The following is an 18,991-nucleotide window of genomic DNA, read 5'->3' on the forward strand; positions in this document are numbered from 1 at the left end:
ACGTGCGAGGCTGTCATGGCAGAGAAGCATACCGCCGATCCGGTTGAGATCATGCGGGCGACCGGGCATCCCGAGCTGGAATACGCCGCCGGCTGGACCATCGCCGGTCTCGTCACCCTCGGCACCATTGTGGCCGCCTGGGTCTTTGCGATCTAGGCGACCGGAAACTGAAGCTCGAAGGCCGCGCCCTCGTCGGTCGGCTTCAGCCTGATCGAGCCGCCATGGCTCGCCATCACCGCGCGCGCGATCGCCAGCCCCATCCCGGTGCCGCCCTGGTCGCGGCGGGTGGTGAAGAACGCATCGAAGATCCTGTCACGGTTCGGCGCCGAGATAGGCTCGCCGTCATTGCTGACCGTCACGAGCACGGTCGTCCGCGCGTCGACCGCCTCCAGCCTGATGGTCCCAGCCTTGTGCCGCACCGCATTGTCAGCGATGTGGGACAGCACGATCAGCGCCTTCTCCGAGGACATGCCGATCGCCCGGTCGAGGCTGCCGCTGGCTTCGATCGAGCTTGCGGGAAACCGGCTCCTGAGATCGGCGATCACGGGCGCCAGCTCGGTGCGCTCGTTCTGCGGCAGGCTCTCGGCGCGTGCCAGCTCGCGCAGCCGCTGCGCCATCGCCTCCAGTCGCTGGGTATCAGACAGGATGTTGGCAATGAAGGTCTGCTGCTCGGCCGGCGTCAGGCCCTCGGCCTTGCCCTGAACCGAATCCTGCAGCAGCTCGGCCGCGCCCTTGATCGAGGTCAGCGGCGATTTCAGTTCGTGGGTGAGATGGGCCGAGAAGGTCGCGATATAGTCGGAGCGCCGCGCCAGCTGCTCGGCCATGCCGAGAAAGCTGTGCGAGAGTTGGGCGAACTCGCGCGTGCCGTAATGCTTGAGCGGCTTAAACGCCTCGCGGTCGCCGCGGCCGATTCTGGCGGCGCGGTCGATCAGCTCGCGCATCGGGAGCGTGATTGTGCGCGAGAACACGAGGCCGATCGCGATCGTGCCGAGGATGACCGCAAAGCCCGCCAACACGAACTTGGCCCGCTCCTGATAGAGATGGTCGAAAATGTTGCTCGGTGTCCGCGTTGTGTAGATCACCCCGGCGACGCGGTTGTTGACGGTGACAGGCATGGCCGAAAACACGTGCACGCCGAGGCCGCGGCTGAAGGAATAGATCGGCGGCGGCGGCTTATCCGGCACGCGGTTGCGTAAGGTGGCGCGGTATTGCCCTTGCAGGGCGTCCGCGACCTCCTCGATATGGGCGAGCGATTGCCCGACCTCCTGCCGCCCGGCAATCACCACGCCCTGCGGATCGAGGATGCGAAAGCCGGCCAATGTCACCTTCTGGGTCTCGCGGATGATCGGCGTCAGCCTGGCACCGATCTCGACATAGGCTGCTTGCGCCGGCATCGGCGCGGGCAATGCGTCGGGCCGCCGCCGCAGGAGGTCGTTCGCGGTGAGGTCGAGGGCGGGGCGGATCGGCGTGACCTGGTCGCCGGGATCGGGCAAGACGCCCGGCGGCACCTCGGCGCCGAGCACGAGGCCGCTGTCGAGCCGGGCCGCGACCTCCTGCGCATAGATCGTCGCGAGTACGCGGCTCTGTGCGATCAGCTCGGCCTGGGTCTGGCGGATCAGCTGGTTGTCGTAGAGACGGAAGAAGAACAGGCCGACCAGCGGCAATATGCCGACCGTCGCCAGCACCGTGAAGATCACGAGGGTGAGCGACGGTCGCCATTTGTCGGGTGCCGTGCTCATGCCTCTTTCTCGCAGCGGCCGAGCTTGAAGCCGACGCCGTGGATGGTCTCGATCACGTTGTCGCAGGAAAGCGCCGCAAGCTTGGCGCGGATGTTGCGGATATGGCTGTCGATGGTGCGGTCGGAGACCTGGATGTTGAGCTGGTAGGCCGCGCGCATCAGCTGCTCGCGGTTGAACACCGATGTCGGCCGGGTCAGGAATGCGCGCAGGATGCCGAATTCGATCGCGGTCAGCTTCAGCGGTGTGCCGGCAAAGGACGCGACATGCTGTTCGGGATCGATCAGCAGCCCGCCTTGCGTCAGCGCGGTGGGCCCGGCTTTGGCCTCGCCGTTGCGGGGGCTGAGGCGGCGCAGGATGACGTTGACCCGCGCCACCAGCTCGCGCGGGCTGAACGGCTTCGTGACGTAATCGTCACCGCCGATCTCGAGGCCCAGGATGCGGTCGATCTCCTCGTCGCGCGCCGACAGGAACAGGATCGGCACGTCGGAGCCTTTGCGAATGTCGCGGCAGACGTCGAGGCCGTCGAACTCGGGCATGCCGATGTCCAGCACGATGAGATCCGGCCTGTCGGCGGCAAAGCGGAGAAGCGCCTCCTTGCCGTCGCGGGCCTCGATCACGTCCATGCCGGCCTTCTTCAGGGCGACGCGGATGACCTCGCGGATGTGGCCTTCGTCGTCGATGATGAGAATGCGATGCGCCAAGAAACTCTCCGCTCACCCCGGCGGCTGATTGCCGGGCTGGATTTTGGCCTGTGCGTCCAGCCAACGTTGGAGCCGCCAACTGCGAAAACCCCAGGCCCGCCAGGCCAGGTCCTGCCGTTGACTTTCTACAAGCCGGTCTCGACGTCCCGCAAGACAGGAGTCGCCGCCGCGAAGCGCGATGACCTTGTCGATCGCAGGCAGCGCCTGTGGCCCGAGCGTGAGGAGGTAGTTGCTATCGATGTTGACGCCGTTCCCTCCCTTTTCGCTGCTGTGCATCAGATTGTAGTCGGCAATGAATGCATCGAAGTTCACCAGCGAGGCACCATAGAGCACGATCGTTAACGCGATCAGGTTGACGCCGATGAGCCAGCGGTTGGAACGATTGAGCGCGATGCGGGCGACGATCAGGATCAGCCCGAGAGCGACCAGCCCCATCCAAATGAAGGCCGCGATCCGCCAGTAGGTCAGCATGTAGATGCCGACGTAAAGATCGAGCCGCAGGATGGAGGAGGCGACCAGCAGGACGTTCTGCCCGACCCAGAGATAGACCAGCGGCCGGATCACCTTTGATTTCTCCGCCGGCCCGCCTGGGCGCATTGCCACCAGCACGAAGGCAGCCGCGAGCAGGGCGGTCGCGATCAGCGGATAGGCGCCGCGATGGGCGTAGGCCGCGTAGGTCATGTTGTCGGGCAGCGTCACGTGACCCCAGAGATAGATGCCGTCGAGAATGGACTGCGCCGCGAACAGCAGGTTGAACAGAATCAACGAGCGCAGGATGATGGAGGGGCCGAGAAACTCCGCCGAGACCATGGGCGGCAGCGGCGGTGGCACAGGGCCGTCGGCCATTGTCGTGGTGACGATCGTCTTGCGCCGCCAGCGCACATGGATGAACGGCCAGACCAGCGCCAGCATCGAGGTCCAGAACAGCACGCGCGATATATTGACGTGTTCTAAGATGGCCTTGGGGTTGAGCAGGGACACCCATTGCTCGATCACCGGATTGGCCGCGGCGAACAGGGCGATGAAGACGGTACCGAGCGCCGCAGGCAGCAGCCAGAGCGCGATGCCGCGGGTGAACGCCGACAGGTTGAACACCTGGGGCGCATCGAGGAAGAACCTGAAGGGTCCGAGCAGGAGGAAATTGCGCAGCGCGCGGGCGCGGTCGGTGAGCTCGGTCGCGTCAGGATTGGTCGCAAGCAACAGCGCAATCGTCAGCGATGCGATGAGGATCAGGAACGACAGCAGGTTGAGCTCTTCCATGGCCGGGACAACGCCGAGCACGAGGATCGCGCCGCCGATCGCCGCGCGCCGCCAGTCCAGGATCGCGTGATTGAACAGCGCCGATACGCAGGCGGTCGCGATCGCAAACAGCGTCAGCGACAGCCCAATCCGCTGGCCGTAGAACAGCCAGTCGGCGAGCGGGGCCAGCAGCAGCGCCATTGCAAGCTTGGCCGACAGCGCAGAAGGCCTGATCGGTTGAATGTCCGTCGTCGAAGCCAGGCTCGTCATGTCCAACAGTCTCCGTGAGTGTTGACATCAAGAACTCTGAACGGCACTTGTGCAGACGGCAGGATCATCGTCTGCACGCCTTCAGGAGTTTTTTGCAGTTTTCGTGCAGGCGCGCCTTTGCCTCTCGCGCAGCGTGCTTCGCTTTGCTAGGTGCGAGGCATTCTTCGCTTTTCGCAAGTGACGCATCATGCAATTGCTCACCCGCATCTGTCTCATCCTGCTCTGGCTGGCCGCGTCCGTCGCTTCATTCGCGGCCGCGAACAAAAACGATCCCTATCTGCTCGTGCTGCGTGGCGCCGGAAACATCGCGCTTGTCGTCGCAAGCATCGCAATCGTCGTTCTCTTGCTGCGCAGAGGGCGCTGGCGCACCTTGGCCGGCAAGGCGCTCGTCGTGCTCTGGTGCCTGCCGCCGCTCTTGATGTCCGCTGCGCATCTGAAGTTCGAGCTGCGCAAGCACGACGTCCTCGGCGCCAGCGCCGTCGAGGCGCGGCAGCTCGGGCCGCACTTCATGGTCGGCTATTCCTCATTTCCCGAGGTCGCGCGTCTTGCCGGGCAGGGCCTGATCGGCGGCGTCTATGTCACGCGGCACAACATCCGCGGCCGCACCGTCGGAGCGTTGCGGGCCGAGATCGCGGCGCTGCAGGATATCAGGCGCGCGGTCGGCCTGCCGCCGCTGATCGTCGCCGCCGATCAGGAAGGCGGCATCGTCGGGCATCTTGCGCCGCCGCTGACCAAGGTGCCGGCGCTGGCAACGTTGACGGGGCTTGCCCCCGACGAGCAGCAGGCCAAGGCCGAGGAGTTCGGCCGCATTCACGGCCGCGAGCTCGCTCAGGTCGGCGTCAACCTCAATCTCGCGCCGGTGCTCGACCTCAAGCCGCCGGCACGGCGCAACCGTCTGGATTTCCATACGCTGATCGGCCAGCGCGCGATTGCGACCGATCCCGCCGTCGTCAGCACCATCGCGAGCGCCTATGTGCGCGGGCTGGAGGAGACGGGCGTCGGCGCCACGCTCAAGCATTTTCCTGGCATCGGCCGCGTGCGCACCGACACGCATCATTTCAGCGCCAATCTCGACACGCCTGTGAAGGAGCTGGAGGCAACCGACTGGCTCCCGTTCCGCGAAGTGCTGTCGCGTTCGCGCAGCGCCCTCATGGTCGGCCACGTCACGCTCACCGCCGTCGATCCCGATCGCGCCGCTTCGCATTCGAAGCGCGTCGTCGATGGGATCATTCGCGGCAAGTGGGGTTACCAGGGCGTAGTGATCACCGACGATCTCGTCATGGGCGCGATCTACCAGAACGATGTCTGCAAGGCCGTGGTCGAGGCGATCAATGCCGGCGTCGATCTGTTGCTGGTCGCCTATGACGGCGCGCAGTTCTACCGTGTCTTTGCCTGCGCCCTGGAAGGATCGCGACAGGGCAGGCTCGATGCGGCGACGCTGCATGCGAGCGCGGTGCGCCTGGAGCGTCTCGTCATGCCCGGGCTTGTCCCGGGCATCCACGTTCTTGGTGCAAAGAGGCAAGGCGTGGATGGCCGGGACAAGCCCGGCCATGACGATGAGAACATTTCGATCTCTCGGCGCGCCAAGCTATGATTTCGCGAACTGGCGGTAGTCCGGTTCGCGGTGAAACCAGAATTCGTAGCCGGAGACGCCCTTTTGCATGGCAACGTCGTGAATCGGCTGGTTGAGCGGAACGATGGGAACGTCGCGCATGCAGAGCGCGATGAAATCCTTCACCGTCCTGTCGTACTCCGCGGCATCCGTGGTGAAGCGCGCTTGTCGATCAGGGCGTCCATCTCCTTGTTCTTGTACGAGGAGATGTTGAAGATCGAGTTGTTGCCGTGGAAATTCCAGTAGAAGTAATATTCGGGATAATCAAGCCAGCCGCTGAAGCGGTTGAGCGCGAGCGGCAGCTCCTTCTTGTTCAGCGTCGTGCGCCAGTTCGCGCCGGGAATCTTCTCGATTCCCGCCTTGATGCCGATCTTGGCGAGATTCTCCTGGATCAGGATCGCGGTCGGCTCGCCGACGGTGGCGGTGCCGGTATCGAGCGACAGCGTCGTCTCCAAGCCGGATTCGAAGCCCGCTTCCTTCAGCAGAGCCTTGGCCCTGTCGAGATCGGTGACGTAAGGAAACGGCTGCGGCCAGACCGGCTTTGAGACCTCGGCGGCGCCGCCATACATGGGAACGGCGCGGCCGAAGAAGGCGCTGGTCTGGATCTGCTCGTAGGGCATGGCCCAGGCGATCGCCTGGCGCAGCTTGACGTTGTCGAACGGCGGCTTGGCGGTGTTCAGCGCCACGTACCACAACGCGTTCGGGATCGGCACGCCCGAGACTTTGACCTTGCCCTCCTTGATGATCTGCTCGAAGTCGCGCGGTGCAAAGCCGCTGGATATGTCCGCATCGCCACGCTCCAGCATGGCCCGGCGCGTGCCGGCGGAAGGAACGTCGCGCGCGATCACGCGCTTCACCTTCGGCAGCGGGCCGCTCTTCCAGTCGTCGAAGCGCGTCAGCACAGTCTCGCTGCCCGGCTTCCAGCTCTCGATCTTGTAGGCGCCGCCGCCGGCCTCGTTGTTCTTCAGCCAGGCCAGCGCCCACGGGTCATCCGGCGTCGCGTTCTTCTTGGCGAGCTCGGAATTGATGATGAAGGGCACCACGACGGCGACGTTGAACAGCAGCATCTTGTCCTTGCGGACATAGTCGATGCGGAAAGTGTGGTCGTCGACCACCACGAACTGCTCCGGCTTCTCCAGCGATCCCGCCGACATCTGGAAGGTTGGAAAGCCGCCGACCTTCACGGCGCGGTCGAACGACCATTTGACGTCCTTGGCGGTCACAGGCGAGCCGTCGTGGAATTTTGCGTCCTTGCGAAGCTTGAAGGTGCAGGACATGCCGTCGGGCGCGACCTCCCAACTCTCGGCGAGCTCGGGCGCGAGCTTCTCGCGATCATACGACAATGTACCGTCCAGCAGCGTCTTGGAGGCGTAGGTGAGCAGGCGGTCGTAGCAATTCCAGGACAGGCCGTTCACGGTCTGGTTGGAGCCGACGCCCTGCATGTCCAGCGAGTTCGGCCCGAGCTCCTGCACCACCAGCAGTGTCTCGCTGCGCCCCTGCGCCCAGCCGAGGCGCGGAGCAAAGGCTGCCATTCCGGCGACACCGAGGCCGCCGAGCACGACGCTGCGGCGGTTCAAATCGAGGGGTGAAACGCTCAAGGGTGCCTCCTGTCCGGAATTGTCCGGCATCGAGAGGCAAGGTGTATGCCACACAGCAAGCGCCAAGCCGCCCCGCGACAACGCGAGGCGGCTTGGATTGGACCGGATAGGCGTTGCGCGTCGGCGCGGTCTATTCGGCCTGCTCGAGCGCGGCGGGCATCTTCGCGACCGACATCAGCGATCGCGCCACCTGGTTGAGCAGGAGATCGGCATTCTCCTCCTCGGCAAGGGACTTGGAGAGCAGGGCGACGATGGCGCTGTGGCGCAGTTGCTGCGCCAGGTTACGTGCGGTGGTGTAGCCAGCCATCTCGTAATGCTCGACGCGTTGCGCCGCAGAGATCAGCGCGAGGTCGGCGGCAGCGTCCTCCTTCTCTTCGCCTTCCTTCATGACCTCCTGGCCTTCCTCGATCAGGCCCATCATGCCCTTGCAAGGCTTGGCGCGAGCGTTCTCGCCGAGCAGCTCGAAGCACTCGTTGATGCGCTCGACCTGATTTTCGGTCTCGGCCAGATGCTGCTCGAACAGTTCCCGCAACTGGTCGAAGCGGGCGGACTGCGCCATCTTCGGGAGCGCCTTGGTCAGCTGCTTCTCGGCATGGAGGATGTCACGCAGCTCATGCAGCAGAAGATCGGTCAGGCCGGCCTCGTCGACAGGTGGTGAGCTCTCGGCGACGATCGGGGTGGCAGCGCCGGGATCGGCGGATTGCAGCGCAGGCGATTCCGTGAACACCCAGTCCTCGCCCTCGTTCCAGGGGCCGCGGGTGTCGATTTCGCCGTGGTCGCCGCTGCCGGTGGAATCGTTGAAGTACTGGTTCACGAGGCCGGGCGTCGGGGCGATCCGGCCGACACTGAAGGCCGGCTTCGACAGGCTCTCGAGCGCGCGCGCGAACGCCTTCATATGCGTGATCTCGCGCGTCATCAGGAATTGCAGCGCGTCCTTGCTGCCGGCATCGTCGCAGAAATTGATCAGGCGCTCGTAGACGATCTTGGCACGCGCTTCGGCGGCGATGTTGCTGCGGAGATCGACGTCGAGCTCGCCGGTGATCTTGAGATAGTCGGCGGTCCAGGGATTGCCTTGCGAGTTGAACAGATTGACGCCGCCTCCGCCGGCAATCGCAATCAGCGGATCGGCCTCCGCGGCCTGGCGGTCGTTCCGCGAGGGCGCAAGATGCATCCGCGCGAGGCAACCGACCACCTCGAGATGGCTGAGCTCTTCGGTGCCGATATCCATCAAGAGGTCCTTGCGGTCGGGATCCTCGCAATTCAGTCCCTGAATCGAATATTGCATCGCAGCCGCAAGTTCGCCGTTGGCGCCGCCGAACTGCTCGAGGAGCATATTGCCGAAGCGCGGATCGGGTTCGTCGACGCGCACGGTGAACATCAGCTTCTTGACGTGGTGATACATGGGGGACTCGCGTGCTGGAGGGAAGCTACGCGACAACGAGGCCTCCAGCCGTTCGTTCCTAAAGTCTCCCCAAGATTGAAGCTGTCGTTGCCCGGACGTCTGCTAGGGAGTGCGATGGCTTACGGCGTCACCGCATTGCGTGCGACCGCGCGCGGAGCCGTCAGTTCCTTCCAGGTCGAATTTGCCACATGCACCGGCGGAAAAGCGGGACGTTCGACGTAGCGCCCGTCGCCGGCCTCGGCGCGCAGATTGCCATCCTTCCAGACGATACGGCCGCGCGCCAGCGTCGCGGCTGCGCCGCCGGTGCAGGCAAAACCCTCGAAGACGTTGTAATCGATCCGGCTCATCTGCCGCTTGGCACTGATGGTCTTGCTCTGCTTGGGATCCCATATCACGATGTCGGCATCCGAGCCCACGGCGACCGCGCCCTTGCGCGGATAGATGTTGAGGATGCGGGCGATGTTCGCCGACGTCACCGCGACGAATTCCTCTTTCGTCAGCCGCCCCGTGGCGACGCCCGCGGTCCAGAGCAGCGCCAGGCGATCTTCGAGGCCGCCGGTGCCGTTCGGAATTTTCCTGAAATCGCCGCGCCCGAACCGCTTCTGCTCGGTGGTGAAGGCGCAATGATCGGTCGCAACCACCTGGAGCGAGCCGGCTTGCAGGCCGGCCCAGAGGCTGTCCTGATGCTGTTTGTCGCGGAACGGCGGCGACATCACGCGCTGTGCGGAATGGTCCCAGTCCTTGTTCTGGTATTCGCCGGCATCGAGCAGCAGGTGCTGAATCAGTGGTTCGCCATAAACCCGCTTTCCGGCAGCCCGCGCCCGAGCGATGGCCTCATGCGCCTCGCGGCAGCTGGTGTGCACGATATAGACCGGCGTGCCCGTCATGTCGGCGATCATGATGGCGCGGTTGGTGGCTTCGCCCTCGACCTCCGGCGGCCGTGAATAGGCGTGGCCCTCGGGCCCAGTGACGCCGCGCGCGATCAGCGCCTCCTGCATCAGGGCGACGACGTCGCCGTTCTCTGCATGGACGACAGGCATCGCGCCGAGATGGGCGCAGCGCGCGAACGAGTTGTAGAGCTCGTCGTCGTTCACCATCAGCGCGCCCTTGTAGGCCATGAAATGCTTGAAGGTGTTGATGCCGTAGGTTTTGACCACAATCTCCATCTCGTCATGAATCTGTTTCGACCACGACGTCACCGCCATGTGGAAGCCGTAGTCGCTGGCCGCCTTCTCGGATTTGTGCCGCCACTCCTGATAGGCGGCCAGCATCGACTGGCCGGGATCGGGCAGGCAGAAATCCACCACCATGGTGGTGCCGCCGCTCAGCGCCGCCTTGGTTCCGGATTCGAAATCGTCGGCGGTGACGGTGCCCATGAACGGCATTTCGAGATGGGTGTGCGGATCGATCCCGCCCGGGATGACGTAGGCGCCGCCTGCATCGATGATCTCGCTACCTGTCGGCGCATCGAGCGAGGCGCCGATCGCGGCGATGGTCTCGCCGTCGATCAGCACGTCCGCGCGGCGCGAATGATCGTGATTGACGACGGTGCCGCCGCGGATGAGGAGGGGCATGAGGTGCTCCGGGAGGTGAGGGACGGCTCGAAGGCTAAGCGCGCTACTGGCGATGCGACAGGTGAAATTTTAGTCAGCCGCCGCCGCTCCTTTTCACATCGCACGCGACCAGCCCGTCGATCATCGCGCGCACGAGGCCAGCGATCTCCTTGCGCAGCGCTGGCAACGGCACGGCCACCAGCTTCTGCTCCAGTCCGAGCGCCACCATGCCATGCACGGCCGAGAACAGGCTGCGCGCGGTGATGCCGAGCTCCTCCGGGCTGCGTTCAGGAAACAGCGCGGCGAGCGGCTGGTAGATGTGACGAAACAGCTGCATCTGGTCGTGCACCGACCAATCCGGTAGTGGCTTGTCGACCTGCACGCGGTGTTCGAACAGCGCGCGCCAGAGCTGGAGGTTTTCGGCGGCGAAATCGCAATAGGCGAGCGCGATGCGGGCCAGGGATTCTCGGGGCGATGGCTCGCCCGCACTTGTTGCGAGAGTAAGCGCGTCGTCGAGCCGGAGCAGCGTGCGCGAGCCGACTCGCAGGATCAGCTCGTCAACGTCAGCGACGAGATTATAGACCGCGCCATTGGCGCAGCCGATCTCGCGGGCCAAATCGCGGGTCTTCAGTCCCGCCAACCCCCGCTCGGCGATCATCCGCTCGGCCGCCCGGATCAGGGCGGCACGCAATTTCTCTCGCCGTTCCAGGGCTTTAGTCATTGTTAACCAAATCCGTGAGCGTCGCTCAAATATTTATTGAACGATGTTCACGTTTCCTGCTACAAATCATCAGTGAGCAACGCTCATAGACAGGGAGCAAACAATGTTCAAGACCGTCGTGACCCTCTTCCGCGGCAGCGTCGCCGCTGCGGGCGAGGAACTGGAAGACCGCACCGCCCTTCTGATCCTAGACCAGCAGATGCGCGATGCGGCCGCAGCCGTCGAGCGCAGCAAGCGCACGCTGGCGCTGGCGATCGCGCAGGACCAGCAGGAAGGCCGCAAGCTCGAGGCCACGAATGCGCGCATCGCCGATCTCGAGACCCGAGCCGTCGCGGCGCTGGATGGCGGCCGCGAGGACCTCGCCAAGGAGGCCGCCGAAGCCATTGCGGCGCTGGAGGCCGATCGCGATGCGGCCATGACGGCGCGCGCGCTGTTCGCGACCGAGATCGCCCGGCTGAAGCGCCACGTTGCCAACGCGCAGGCCCGCATCACTGAGCTCGATCGCGGTCGCCGGATCGCCCGTGCCTCGGAAGCGGTGCGTTCGCTTCGCCGCAGCGGCATCGAGGCCGCGCGCCCCTATGAATCGACATTGCCGGAGGCGGAGGGGACGCTGAGGCGTCTGCGCGAGCGGCAGATGGAGGCTCAGGCGGCCGACGATGCCCTGGTCGAGCTCGACGCGGCCACCGGTCCGCTCGCCACCGCCGAAAGACTCGCCGAGCAGGGCTTTGGCCCGCGGCTCAAGACGACCGCGGACGATGTGCTGGCGCGCTTGAAGTCCAGGCGCATGCCGACGGCCTGATCGCAAGTCTGAACCCGAACGCAATCATCATTCCAATCAACAGGAGACCATCATGAACCAGAACGGCCAGCCCCACAGCGGCGCCTGGGTGAGCTTCACCTACGCGTCTTTCGCAGCTTCGGCCTTCCTCGTCGCCATCGGCATCTTCTTCCTGCCGATCGACCTCTGGATGAAAGGTTATCTCACCATGGGTGTCGTGATGATGATCCAGACCTGCGTCACCCTGGCCAAGACCGTGCGCGACAATCATGAGAGCAGCCGCCTCGTGAACCGCATCGAGGATGCCAAGGCCGAGCGGCTCTTGATGGAGGTTTCCAAGGCGGCTTAAGGCGAACGGTCGCAGCGCGGGGGCAGGTGCCCCCGCGGCAGGCAGGGCGCATTGTGCTTCGCGCGCAGGTGCGATATGGCTCTCGCGCTTTCCAGAGGCGGAGACGAGCTTTGTCGAAACAATCCCTGCGCGAGGAGGCCGAGCGCCTGATCCGCGAATCGATGGAAAAGAAGACCATCGTGGTCAAGCAGGGCACGACCCGCATCGAGGCCGTCTGCGGCAAGTGCGGAGCGCCGAACCGGGTGCAGGCAGAGAAGGGCCAGACCCGCGTCAAGTTCGCCTGCAAGAACTGCGGGCATAAGCAAGAGACGTTGTAGGCGTCTTCGCCTCACCTGGGTCGCCTCGGATCGCCCGCCGCGATCCGGGTAGAGGCCCTACGGCCCGGCCTCACATCACCTGATGCACGTCGATCACGACGCGATCCGCATGGCGCGCCGCTGACGCCACGAAGATGTGCTCCATCAGCCAGCGGTACTTCGCGTGCCCGGTCTCGAACTTCGGCACGGTGCGGAAATAGATCAGCTTGGGATTGACCGGCTCGCCGCGCTTGAGCTTCTGCAACAGCTCGACCGGGCCGAAGCGCATGCCTTTGTTCTCGACATAGACGGTCGCACCGTCGTCCGTCTCGAAGGCGTATTTCGCTTCGAGATCGATCAGCTCGTTGGGGCGGATGGTTTGGAAGTCGGCGCCGAAGGGGAGCACCTTTCCGGTGACCGCGCCCGTCACCTCGCCGCCGATGATCGGAATGATACGGCGAACGCCGATCCCGGTCTCGCCGGCGGTGACGACGTCGCCGATGCGCGCGGTGATGGTGAAGACGTATTTGGTTTCGAGGGTCGGAGTGGTCATCGCTGTCTCCAATGGTTCGGCGAGCCGCTGCCTTCCCTTCTCCCCTTGTGGGAGAAGGTGGCGCGAAGCGCCGGATGAGGGGTCTCTCTCCACAAGCGGGCTCGCGGAGAGAGACCCCTCACCCGTCTCGCCGCTTTGCGGCGAGCCACCCTCTCCCACAAGGGGAGAGGGGAAGAGAGCTTACCGCGTCGTCACCCGCGCCTAATGCGCCATCATGCGCGTCGGCAGCCAGGTCGCCAGCAGCGGGAAGGCGATCAGGATCACCAGCCGCACCAGGTCCGTCGCCACGAACGGGATCACGCCCTTGAAGATCGTGGAGAAGGAGACGTCCTTCACCACGCTCTTGATGACGAAGACGTTCATGCCGACCGGCGGATGGATCAGGCCGAGCTCGACGGTCATGACGATGATCACGCCGAACCAGATCGGGTCGAAGCCGAGATGCATGATCACGGGGAAGATGATCGGCACGGTCAGGATGATCATCGCCATGGCGTCCATCAGGCAGCCGAGCACCAGATACATCACCATAATCAGGGCCAGCACGCCGTAGGGGCCGAGGCCGAGCCCGGTGAGGAATTCCGTCACCTTCTGCGGCGTCTGCGTCACCGTGAGGAAATAGCCGAAGATCAGCGCGCCGATCAGCACGGTGAACACCGCAGCCGCGGTGCGCGTCGCCTGCAGCAGCGAGGCCAGCACCTTCTCGCGGTCGAGGCGGCCGGTCAGCACGCCGATGATGAAGGCCCCGGTCGCGCCGACGCCGCCGGCCTCGGTCGGCGTGAAGCGCGGCAGGAAGGGCAGTCCGTAGAGGCCGCCGATGACGAAGATGAACAGCAGCACCGGTGCCCAGATCTCCTTCAATCCGGCAAAGCGCTCGCGCCACGGCGTCACCTTGCCCTTGGGCAGGAAGTCTGGGCGGAAATAGCCGAGCAGGAAGATCGTGATCATGTACATGGTCATCGCGAGCAGGCCCGGGATGATGCCGGCGATGAACAGCTTGCCGATGTCCTGCTCGGTGATGATGCCGTAAACCGCGAGCACGGTGGAGGGCGGCAGCATCGCACCCAGCGTGCCGCCCGCCGCGATCACGCCGGTGGCGAAGGATTGCGGATAGCCGAACCGGCGCATCTCGGGATAGGCGACGGCGGAGAAGGTCGCGGCGGTCGCGACCGAGGAGCCGCAGATCGCGGCAAAGCCGCCGCAGGCACCGACGGTGGCGATGCCGAGCCCGCCGCGCAAATGTCCGACGAAGCCGTTGGCGGCGCGGAACAGCTCGCGGCTCATGCCGGAATGGGAGACGAACGAGCCCATCAGCAGGAACATCGGGATGACGCCGAACGTGTAGTCGGTGACCGTGCGCATCGAGGTCTGGCCGACCAGCTTCAGCGCTGCGGTCCCATTGACGAGATAGGCGAAGCCGGACACGCCGACGAGGCCCATGGCCATGCCGACCGGCACGCGCAGCAGCATCAGGACGAAGAGGGAAACGAAGCCGATTACGGCGACGGCATCGGTGCTCATGGTTACTCCGTCGCCTTGATCTTGGGGTCGTGCATCTCTTCGGGATGGAAGATCAGCCGATAGGTGCGGATCGCGATCAGCAGCACGGCGCAGATGTCGCCGATCCAGGCGACCGCGAAGAATGGCCAGGTCGGCATGTGCAGGTCGAAGGTCTGGACGTTGTCGTTGTAGGTGCCGCGCACCTTGTCGAACAGAGTCCAGGTCTGCACCGTGACGACGAACAATAGCACCAGCGTCGCGAACACGTCGATCCAGCGCTGGTGGCGCGGCCCGACATTGCCCCAGACCAGGTCGACCGTGATGTGGGTGCCGCGATAGGAGGTTGCCGCGATGCCCCAGAAGATGAGGATGCCGAGCAGCATGCGGCCGATGTCGAAGGAATCAGGGATCGAATAGTTCAGCGTGTTGCGCAGGAGCACCGACAGGAAGATGTCGAGCGCGACGATGCCGACGAAGCCGGCCGCGATCCATTCGATCGAGTCGATGATGCGGTCCATCCAGGCGCGCTTCATGGGGAAAGGGTCCTTCTGACGAATCCGAGGTTTGCCCGCGACGGAGCTGCGCTCCCTCCCCCGCTTGCGGGGGAGGGTTGGGGAGAGGGTGCTTCCACAATCGAGGACCCCCAAGAGGAGGGAGCCCTCACCCGGCGCGCGGGACGATGCTTCGCATCGCCCGGACGCGCCGACCTCTCCCGCAAGCGGGAGAGGTGCAGCGAATGCGCGGCCACTGCTAGGCGTCACTCCGCCAGCGCGTTGTACTTCTTCAGCAAGGCTTTGAGATCCGCGAGCGCGGCGTCGGGATCGGCCCCGGCCTTCTTGGCGCCGTCGCCCCAGGTCTTGACCAGTGGTTCGGCGGCCTTCTTCCAGGCCGCGATCTGCTCGGGCGTCAGCTTGTAGACCTCATGGCTGGATTCCGCCTTCACCTTGTCGATGCCGGCGTCCTCGAACTTGCCCCAGTGCTCGCCGACCGCGCCCGCCATCTCGACCGTGCAGTTCTTGTCGATCGCGGCTTTCTGCTTGTCGGACATCGCATTGTACTTGTCCTTGTTGATCACGAACACGAAGGTCGTGGTGTAGAGCGGCGCCTCCATGTCGTACTTGGTCACCTTGTCGATGCCGAACAGCACCAGGGAGCCCCAAGGGAAGGTGACGCCGTCGGCGACGCCGCGCTCGATGATGTCGCGCACTTCCGGTGCCGAGGACTGCACGTTGGTGCCGCCGAGCGAGGTGACGAAATTCGCCATGGTGGCGTGGGCGGGGCGGATCTTCAGGCCCTTCACGTCCTCAGGGTTGACGATCTTCTTGGTGCGGGAATGGAACGAGGAGGGCGAGTGGACGAAGGCGAGGCAGTATTTGACGTCCTTCATCTCCTTCTCGGCATATTTGCGGTACCAGGCGTCGAGCCCCATCGAGCCGCCCTTGGCGTCCGAGATCAGGAACGGCAATTCGCCGGCGCCGATGATCGGGAAGCGGCCGGGCTGATAGCCGGGATTGACATAAGTGACGTCGGCGATGCCGTCGCGCGCCATGTCGTAATGGTCGAACGCCTTGCCGAGCTGCTGGGCCGGATACACCTTGCCGGTGATGGTCCCGCCGGAATCCTTGTTGACCGCGGCGACCCAGTCTTCCAGCGATTTCTGCAGCGGATGTGAGGCCGGCACCCAGTGCGAGACCTTCAGGTCGATGGTTTTGTCCTGCGCGAACGCAGGCGTCATGCTTGCTGCCAGCAGCAACGCCAGACAGGCTTTCCTCATCACGCGTCTCTCCCTTTTGCGACGGCGGGCTTCGTTGGCCCGGCCTCGTTAATTAACATGTTATCTAATTCGCCGGCGCGTTCAAGCCGGAACTGAGGCGCGCTGTGTCGCGCCATCTACGTCAGCCATGTTGCATGGATTTGTCGCTGCCATGGCGACCACCGCTCTCCCTCTGCGCAAACGTTATAAGATATAATTATCGTCTGCGAGCCTTGGCCACAAGCAGGCCGCGACCAAAGCCTACAGGATCGGGAGGAGCATGTGTTGCGGACAAAGGTCGCAATCATCGGAGCCGGGCCGTTGCGGCGACGGCGGAGCTCGCTTCAAACACCTGCACAAATTCCGTTTAAAGCTTTGTAGGTGATGCATTCGACGCTTCATTCGCTTTCAATGTCGCCAAAGCAACGAAGCGAGACAGCGATGACCCCGACCGACATCCCCGCCGGCTACGAACCGCATTTCCGCAAAGCACCCCTGACCGATCCCTGGGAGCCGCTCTATTCGAAGAAGACCGATAAGGGTGTCACCGTCGGACTGCGCCTGGCGACGCCGCACACCAACGCCCGCGGATTGATCCATGGCGGGCTGATCGCGGCGCTCGCCGATGCCGCCATGGGCTACAGCTGCGCCCAGGCGACGGGCTGGACCACGTCGTTCGTCACCATCTCGCTGGCGGTCGACTATGTCGGCGCCGCCGAGATCGGCCAATGGCTCGCGATCGAGGGCGAGGCGATCAAGACCGGGAATACGATCTGCTTCGCGCAGTGTCTGGTGAAGGCGGACGAGATCGTGATCGCGCGGGCCAGCGGCACGTTCCGCGTGGTGCCGAAGAAGGGGTGATGCCCAACTCTCTCCGTCGCCATGCCCGGGCTTGACCCGGGCATCCACGTCTCTGGCACAGCATGCGTGGAGGCGCGTGGATGGCCGGGACAAGCCCGGCCATGACGGAAAAAGATCACCCAAACCTCCATTCCGCCGTCTCCACCACGAGATCGATGAACGCGCGCACCTTGGCCGAGAGCAAACGTGAGGTCGGATAGACGATGTGGATCGGCAGCGCCGGCTGCTCGTATTTCGCCAGCACGATCTTGAGGCGTCCGCGCTTCAGGCCCTCGGCGGCCTGATAGGCCAGCACCCGCGTCATGCCGCCGCCGGCCTCGGCGTATTGCAGGGCGGCATCGGCGCTGTTGCTGATGAAGCGAGGCGACAGCGGCAACCCGATATCGCGGCCGTCGCGCAGGAAGCGCCATTCAGACCAGGGGCCGAACTGGATGGTCTGGTGTGTGGCGAGCGCTTCCGGCGTCTTCGGCTCGCCATGGCGTTTCAAATAGCCGGGCGCGGCCACCACGATCCGCCGCATCTCGCCGACCTGGCGCGCGACAAGCGAGGAATCGGCGAGATGGCCGATCCGCACCGCGGCATCGACGGCGTCCTCGACGAGATTGACGAGATGGTCGGACAGCCTGAGCTCGGCCGTGACCTCGGGATAGCGCTTGAGATAGGCGGTCATGACCGGCCCGACATGCAGCCGGCCGAAGCCGACCGGCGCGGACACGACGAGGCGCCCGCTCGGCCGGTTGCGCTCCTCCCGTGCCGAGCCGTCAGCCTCCTCGACATCGGCAAGGATGCGCCGAGCTCGCTCCAGATAGCGCGTGCCGACGTCGGTCAGTGCCACCTGCCGCGTGGTCCGCTGCAGCAGCCGCGCGCCGAGATGCTCCTCCAGCGCCGCGATCATCCGCGTCACCGCAGACGGCGACAGCCGCAGCTTGCGCGCGGCCGGCGCAAAGCCGCGCAGATCGGCGACGGTGACGAAGACGTGCATGGCTTCCAGGCGGTCCACGGGCATTATTGCATAAACCGCAATGATGAAGTGTCAAGGTGCTCAATTGTTTTAGACGCCGAAAGGTCCAGATTAGACACGGAAGACGCAGCAATGCGCCGGAATTTCAGGAGATGTTCCGATGACTTCAGTCCATATCTATGCCAGCGACGTGGCCTTCTCGCCGGCGGTGAAGGCGATCCAGGCGCGCAAGGGCTCGCGCGAGGCCTATGCGCGCAGCGAGCAGCGCGGCTGGCGTACCCAGGTCGATGACAATCTCGCGGCCTTCCTCGCCGAGGCCAACAGCTTCTACTTCGCCACGGCTTCAGCCGACGGCCAGCCCTATATCCAGCACCGCGGCGGCCCGAAGGGATTCCTCAAGGTGCTGGACAAGCAGACGCTCGCCTTCGCCGACTATTCCGGCAACCAGCAGTTCATCACCCAGGGCAATCTCTCGGAGAATCCCAAGGCCTACATCTTCGTGATGGACTACACCCATCGTCGCCGTGTGAAGATCTGGGGCGAGGCGCGCGTGGTCGAGGATGACGAAGCCCTGACCACGTCGCTGATGCTGAAGGGCTACCGCGCCCGGCCCGAGCAGGTGATCCTGTTCAAGATCGCAGCCTGGGACACCAACTGCCCGCAGCACATCCCGCAGAAATTCGATGCAGCCGATGTTGCGGCCGCGCTGGCCGCGAGAGATGCGAGGATCGCAGAGCTGGAGGCGGAGGTTGCGGCGTTGAAGGGGGAGAAGGGGACGACGGAGGTTACTACATAAGCCGCTGCTCGCTTACCCTCCCCTGGAGGGCAGGGGAATCGCATGTGATCCTAAGGCATTGCGATTTGGAGAGAAATCGATTCTGAAGGTGGCTCCTGGAGTTGGAAGGAGCGACCCATGGATCGATTTTCGGAGTGCTTCGAAGACCTGCCCGACCCACGTGCGGACAATGCGCTGCACGATCTGACGGAGCTCTTGTTCATCGCCCTGATGGCCACGTTGTGCGGAGCGACGAGTTGCACCGACATGGCGCTGTTTGCGCGGCTGAAGGCTTATCTTTGGCAGGACGTGCTGGTGCTTAAGCATGGA

Annotated in this window: 19 protein-coding genes and 1 pseudogene; 8 read left to right on the forward strand and 12 right to left on the reverse strand. The window is 64.5% G+C overall.

Annotated elements, in window-relative coordinates; translation table 11 throughout:
- The first annotated feature begins 15 nt into the window (after window positions 1-15).
- Window positions 16-156 carry a hypothetical protein gene (locus tag HZZ16_RS34445; protein WP_197954967.1) on the forward strand — a complete coding sequence of 47 codons (141 nt, stop codon included), beginning with the start codon at window positions 16-18 and terminating at the stop codon, window positions 154-156.
- On the opposite strand, the gene HZZ16_RS34450 is transcribed toward HZZ16_RS34445, so the two are convergent.
- The 3 genes from HZZ16_RS34450 to HZZ16_RS34460 are packed head-to-tail and all read right to left on the reverse strand — an operon-like array spanning window position 153 to window position 3,949.
- On the reverse strand, window positions 153-1,739 hold the full coding sequence (locus HZZ16_RS34450) for an ATP-binding protein (RefSeq protein WP_197954974.1): 1,587 nt from the start codon (window positions 1,737-1,739) through the stop codon (window positions 153-155). The genes HZZ16_RS34445 and HZZ16_RS34450 overlap by 4 nt on opposite strands.
- A complete protein-coding gene (locus tag HZZ16_RS34455) occupies window positions 1,736-2,440 on the reverse strand; it encodes a response regulator transcription factor (RefSeq protein WP_197954976.1) in 705 nt (234 codons plus the stop codon). Before HZZ16_RS34455 ends, HZZ16_RS34450 begins: the two co-directional genes overlap by 4 nt.
- 12 nt (window positions 2,441-2,452) lie before the next feature.
- Window positions 2,453-3,949, reverse strand: a complete 1,497-nt coding sequence (locus tag HZZ16_RS34460; protein WP_197954978.1) for a DUF4153 domain-containing protein — start codon at window positions 3,947-3,949, stop codon at window positions 2,453-2,455.
- Between the two features lie 187 nt (window positions 3,950-4,136).
- Between HZZ16_RS34460 and HZZ16_RS34465 the strand changes: the two genes are divergently transcribed.
- Window positions 4,137-5,543 (forward strand): glycoside hydrolase family 3 N-terminal domain-containing protein, encoded by a 1,407-nt coding sequence (locus HZZ16_RS34465; RefSeq protein WP_197954980.1) that lies wholly within the window; start codon window positions 4,137-4,139, stop codon window positions 5,541-5,543.
- On the opposite strand, the pseudogene HZZ16_RS34470 reads toward HZZ16_RS34465, so the two are convergent.
- The 4 genes and pseudogenes from HZZ16_RS34470 to HZZ16_RS34485 form a co-directional block, all read right to left on the reverse strand.
- Window positions 5,538-7,189: pseudogene (locus HZZ16_RS34470) on the reverse strand (ABC transporter substrate-binding protein). The gene HZZ16_RS34465 and the pseudogene HZZ16_RS34470 sit on opposite strands and share 6 nt — an antisense overlap.
- A gap of 100 nt (window positions 7,190-7,289) precedes the next feature.
- Window positions 7,290-8,561 (reverse strand): DUF892 family protein, encoded by a 1,272-nt coding sequence (locus HZZ16_RS34475; RefSeq protein WP_197954982.1) that lies wholly within the window; start codon window positions 8,559-8,561, stop codon window positions 7,290-7,292.
- A 119-nt stretch (window positions 8,562-8,680) separates the two neighbouring features.
- The gene (gene hydA, locus HZZ16_RS34480; protein ID WP_197954984.1) at window positions 8,681-10,135 is read right to left on the reverse strand and encodes a dihydropyrimidinase; all 1,455 of its coding nucleotides are present in this window, start codon (window positions 10,133-10,135) and stop codon (window positions 8,681-8,683) included.
- A 73-nt stretch (window positions 10,136-10,208) separates the two neighbouring features.
- A complete protein-coding gene (locus HZZ16_RS34485; RefSeq protein ID WP_197954986.1) occupies window positions 10,209-10,835 on the reverse strand; it encodes a TetR/AcrR family transcriptional regulator in 627 nt (208 codons plus the stop codon).
- 103 nt (window positions 10,836-10,938) lie between these two features.
- Between HZZ16_RS34485 and HZZ16_RS34490 the strand changes: the two genes are divergently transcribed.
- The 3 genes from HZZ16_RS34490 (at window position 10,939) to HZZ16_RS34500 (ending at window position 12,279) form a co-directional block, all read left to right on the forward strand.
- Window positions 10,939-11,634 (forward strand): PspA/IM30 family protein, encoded by a 696-nt coding sequence (locus tag HZZ16_RS34490; protein ID WP_197954994.1) that lies wholly within the window; start codon window positions 10,939-10,941, stop codon window positions 11,632-11,634.
- 52 nt (window positions 11,635-11,686) lie between these two features.
- Window positions 11,687-11,962 (forward strand): YiaA/YiaB family inner membrane protein, encoded by a 276-nt coding sequence (locus HZZ16_RS34495; protein WP_197954995.1) that lies wholly within the window; start codon window positions 11,687-11,689, stop codon window positions 11,960-11,962.
- 110 nt (window positions 11,963-12,072) lie between these two features.
- Entirely contained in the window at window positions 12,073-12,279 is a 207-nt protein-coding gene (locus HZZ16_RS34500; RefSeq protein ID WP_025033895.1) for a hypothetical protein, read from the forward strand.
- Window positions 12,280-12,349: 70 nt separating this feature from the next.
- Here the strand turns inward: HZZ16_RS34500 and HZZ16_RS34505 are convergent, their stop codons facing one another.
- The 4 genes from HZZ16_RS34505 to HZZ16_RS34520 form a co-directional block, all read right to left on the reverse strand.
- On the reverse strand, window positions 12,350-12,811 hold the full coding sequence (locus HZZ16_RS34505; protein WP_197954996.1) for a DUF3237 domain-containing protein: 462 nt from the start codon (window positions 12,809-12,811) through the stop codon (window positions 12,350-12,352).
- Window positions 12,812-13,012: 201 nt separating this feature from the next.
- Window positions 13,013-14,332, reverse strand: a complete 1,320-nt coding sequence (locus tag HZZ16_RS34510) for a TRAP transporter large permease (protein ID WP_197954997.1) — start codon at window positions 14,330-14,332, stop codon at window positions 13,013-13,015.
- A gap of 2 nt (window positions 14,333-14,334) precedes the next feature.
- Entirely contained in the window at window positions 14,335-14,844 is a 510-nt protein-coding gene (locus HZZ16_RS34515) for a TRAP transporter small permease (protein ID WP_197954998.1), read from the reverse strand.
- A gap of 224 nt (window positions 14,845-15,068) precedes the next feature.
- Window positions 15,069-16,085, reverse strand: a complete 1,017-nt coding sequence (locus tag HZZ16_RS34520; protein WP_197954999.1) for a TRAP transporter substrate-binding protein — start codon at window positions 16,083-16,085, stop codon at window positions 15,069-15,071.
- Between the two features lie 420 nt (window positions 16,086-16,505).
- Between HZZ16_RS34520 and HZZ16_RS34525 the strand changes: the two genes are divergently transcribed.
- Entirely contained in the window at window positions 16,506-16,925 is a 420-nt protein-coding gene (locus tag HZZ16_RS34525) for a PaaI family thioesterase (protein ID WP_197955005.1), read from the forward strand.
- A 115-nt stretch (window positions 16,926-17,040) separates the two neighbouring features.
- Here HZZ16_RS34525 and HZZ16_RS34530 read toward each other — a convergent pair whose 3' ends face one another.
- Entirely contained in the window at window positions 17,041-17,925 is an 885-nt protein-coding gene (locus HZZ16_RS34530; protein ID WP_197955010.1) for a LysR family transcriptional regulator, read from the reverse strand.
- Window positions 17,926-18,046: 121 nt separating this feature from the next.
- Between HZZ16_RS34530 and HZZ16_RS34535 the strand changes: the two genes are divergently transcribed.
- Window positions 18,047-18,682 (forward strand): pyridoxamine 5'-phosphate oxidase family protein, encoded by a 636-nt coding sequence (locus HZZ16_RS34535; protein ID WP_197955008.1) that lies wholly within the window; start codon window positions 18,047-18,049, stop codon window positions 18,680-18,682.
- A 117-nt stretch (window positions 18,683-18,799) separates the two neighbouring features.
- Window positions 18,800-18,991, forward strand: a 192-nt coding sequence (locus HZZ16_RS34540) for a transposase family protein (RefSeq protein ID WP_197951652.1), incomplete at its 3' end; no start/stop codon positions are given.

Source organism: Bradyrhizobium glycinis (genome assembly GCF_016031655.1).
Classification (GTDB): Bacteria; Pseudomonadota; Alphaproteobacteria; order Rhizobiales; family Xanthobacteraceae; genus Bradyrhizobium; species Bradyrhizobium glycinis.

Excerpts from the sequence above, each read along its gene's own strand:
- HZZ16_RS34525 (WP_197955005.1), top strand. The coding sequence starts at position 16,506 with ATGACCCCGACCGACATCCCCGCCGGCTACGAACCGCATTTCCGCAAA.
- HZZ16_RS34460 (WP_197954978.1), bottom strand. The coding sequence starts at position 3,949 with ATGACGAGCCTGGCTTCGACGACGGACATTCAACCGATCAGGCCTTCT.
- HZZ16_RS34465 (WP_197954980.1), top strand. The coding sequence starts at position 4,137 with ATGCAATTGCTCACCCGCATCTGTCTCATCCTGCTCTGGCTGGCCGCG.
- hydA (WP_197954984.1), bottom strand. The coding sequence starts at position 10,135 with ATGCCCCTCCTCATCCGCGGCGGCACCGTCGTCAATCACGATCATTCG.
- HZZ16_RS34505 (WP_197954996.1), bottom strand. The coding sequence starts at position 12,811 with ATGACCACTCCGACCCTCGAAACCAAATACGTCTTCACCATCACCGCG.
- HZZ16_RS34495 (WP_197954995.1), top strand. The coding sequence starts at position 11,687 with ATGAACCAGAACGGCCAGCCCCACAGCGGCGCCTGGGTGAGCTTCACC.
- HZZ16_RS34445 (WP_197954967.1), top strand. The coding sequence starts at position 16 with ATGGCAGAGAAGCATACCGCCGATCCGGTTGAGATCATGCGGGCGACC.
- HZZ16_RS34515 (WP_197954998.1), bottom strand. The coding sequence starts at position 14,844 with ATGAAGCGCGCCTGGATGGACCGCATCATCGACTCGATCGAATGGATC.
- HZZ16_RS34450 (WP_197954974.1), bottom strand. The coding sequence starts at position 1,739 with ATGAGCACGGCACCCGACAAATGGCGACCGTCGCTCACCCTCGTGATC.
- HZZ16_RS34485 (WP_197954986.1), bottom strand. The coding sequence starts at position 10,835 with ATGACTAAAGCCCTGGAACGGCGAGAGAAATTGCGTGCCGCCCTGATC.
- HZZ16_RS34490 (WP_197954994.1), top strand. The coding sequence starts at position 10,939 with ATGTTCAAGACCGTCGTGACCCTCTTCCGCGGCAGCGTCGCCGCTGCG.
- HZZ16_RS34475 (WP_197954982.1), bottom strand. The coding sequence starts at position 8,561 with ATGTATCACCACGTCAAGAAGCTGATGTTCACCGTGCGCGTCGACGAA.
- HZZ16_RS34510 (WP_197954997.1), bottom strand. The coding sequence starts at position 14,332 with ATGAGCACCGATGCCGTCGCCGTAATCGGCTTCGTTTCCCTCTTCGTC.
- HZZ16_RS34535 (WP_197955008.1), top strand. The coding sequence starts at position 18,047 with ATGACTTCAGTCCATATCTATGCCAGCGACGTGGCCTTCTCGCCGGCG.
- HZZ16_RS34520 (WP_197954999.1), bottom strand. The coding sequence starts at position 16,085 with ATGAGGAAAGCCTGTCTGGCGTTGCTGCTGGCAGCAAGCATGACGCCT.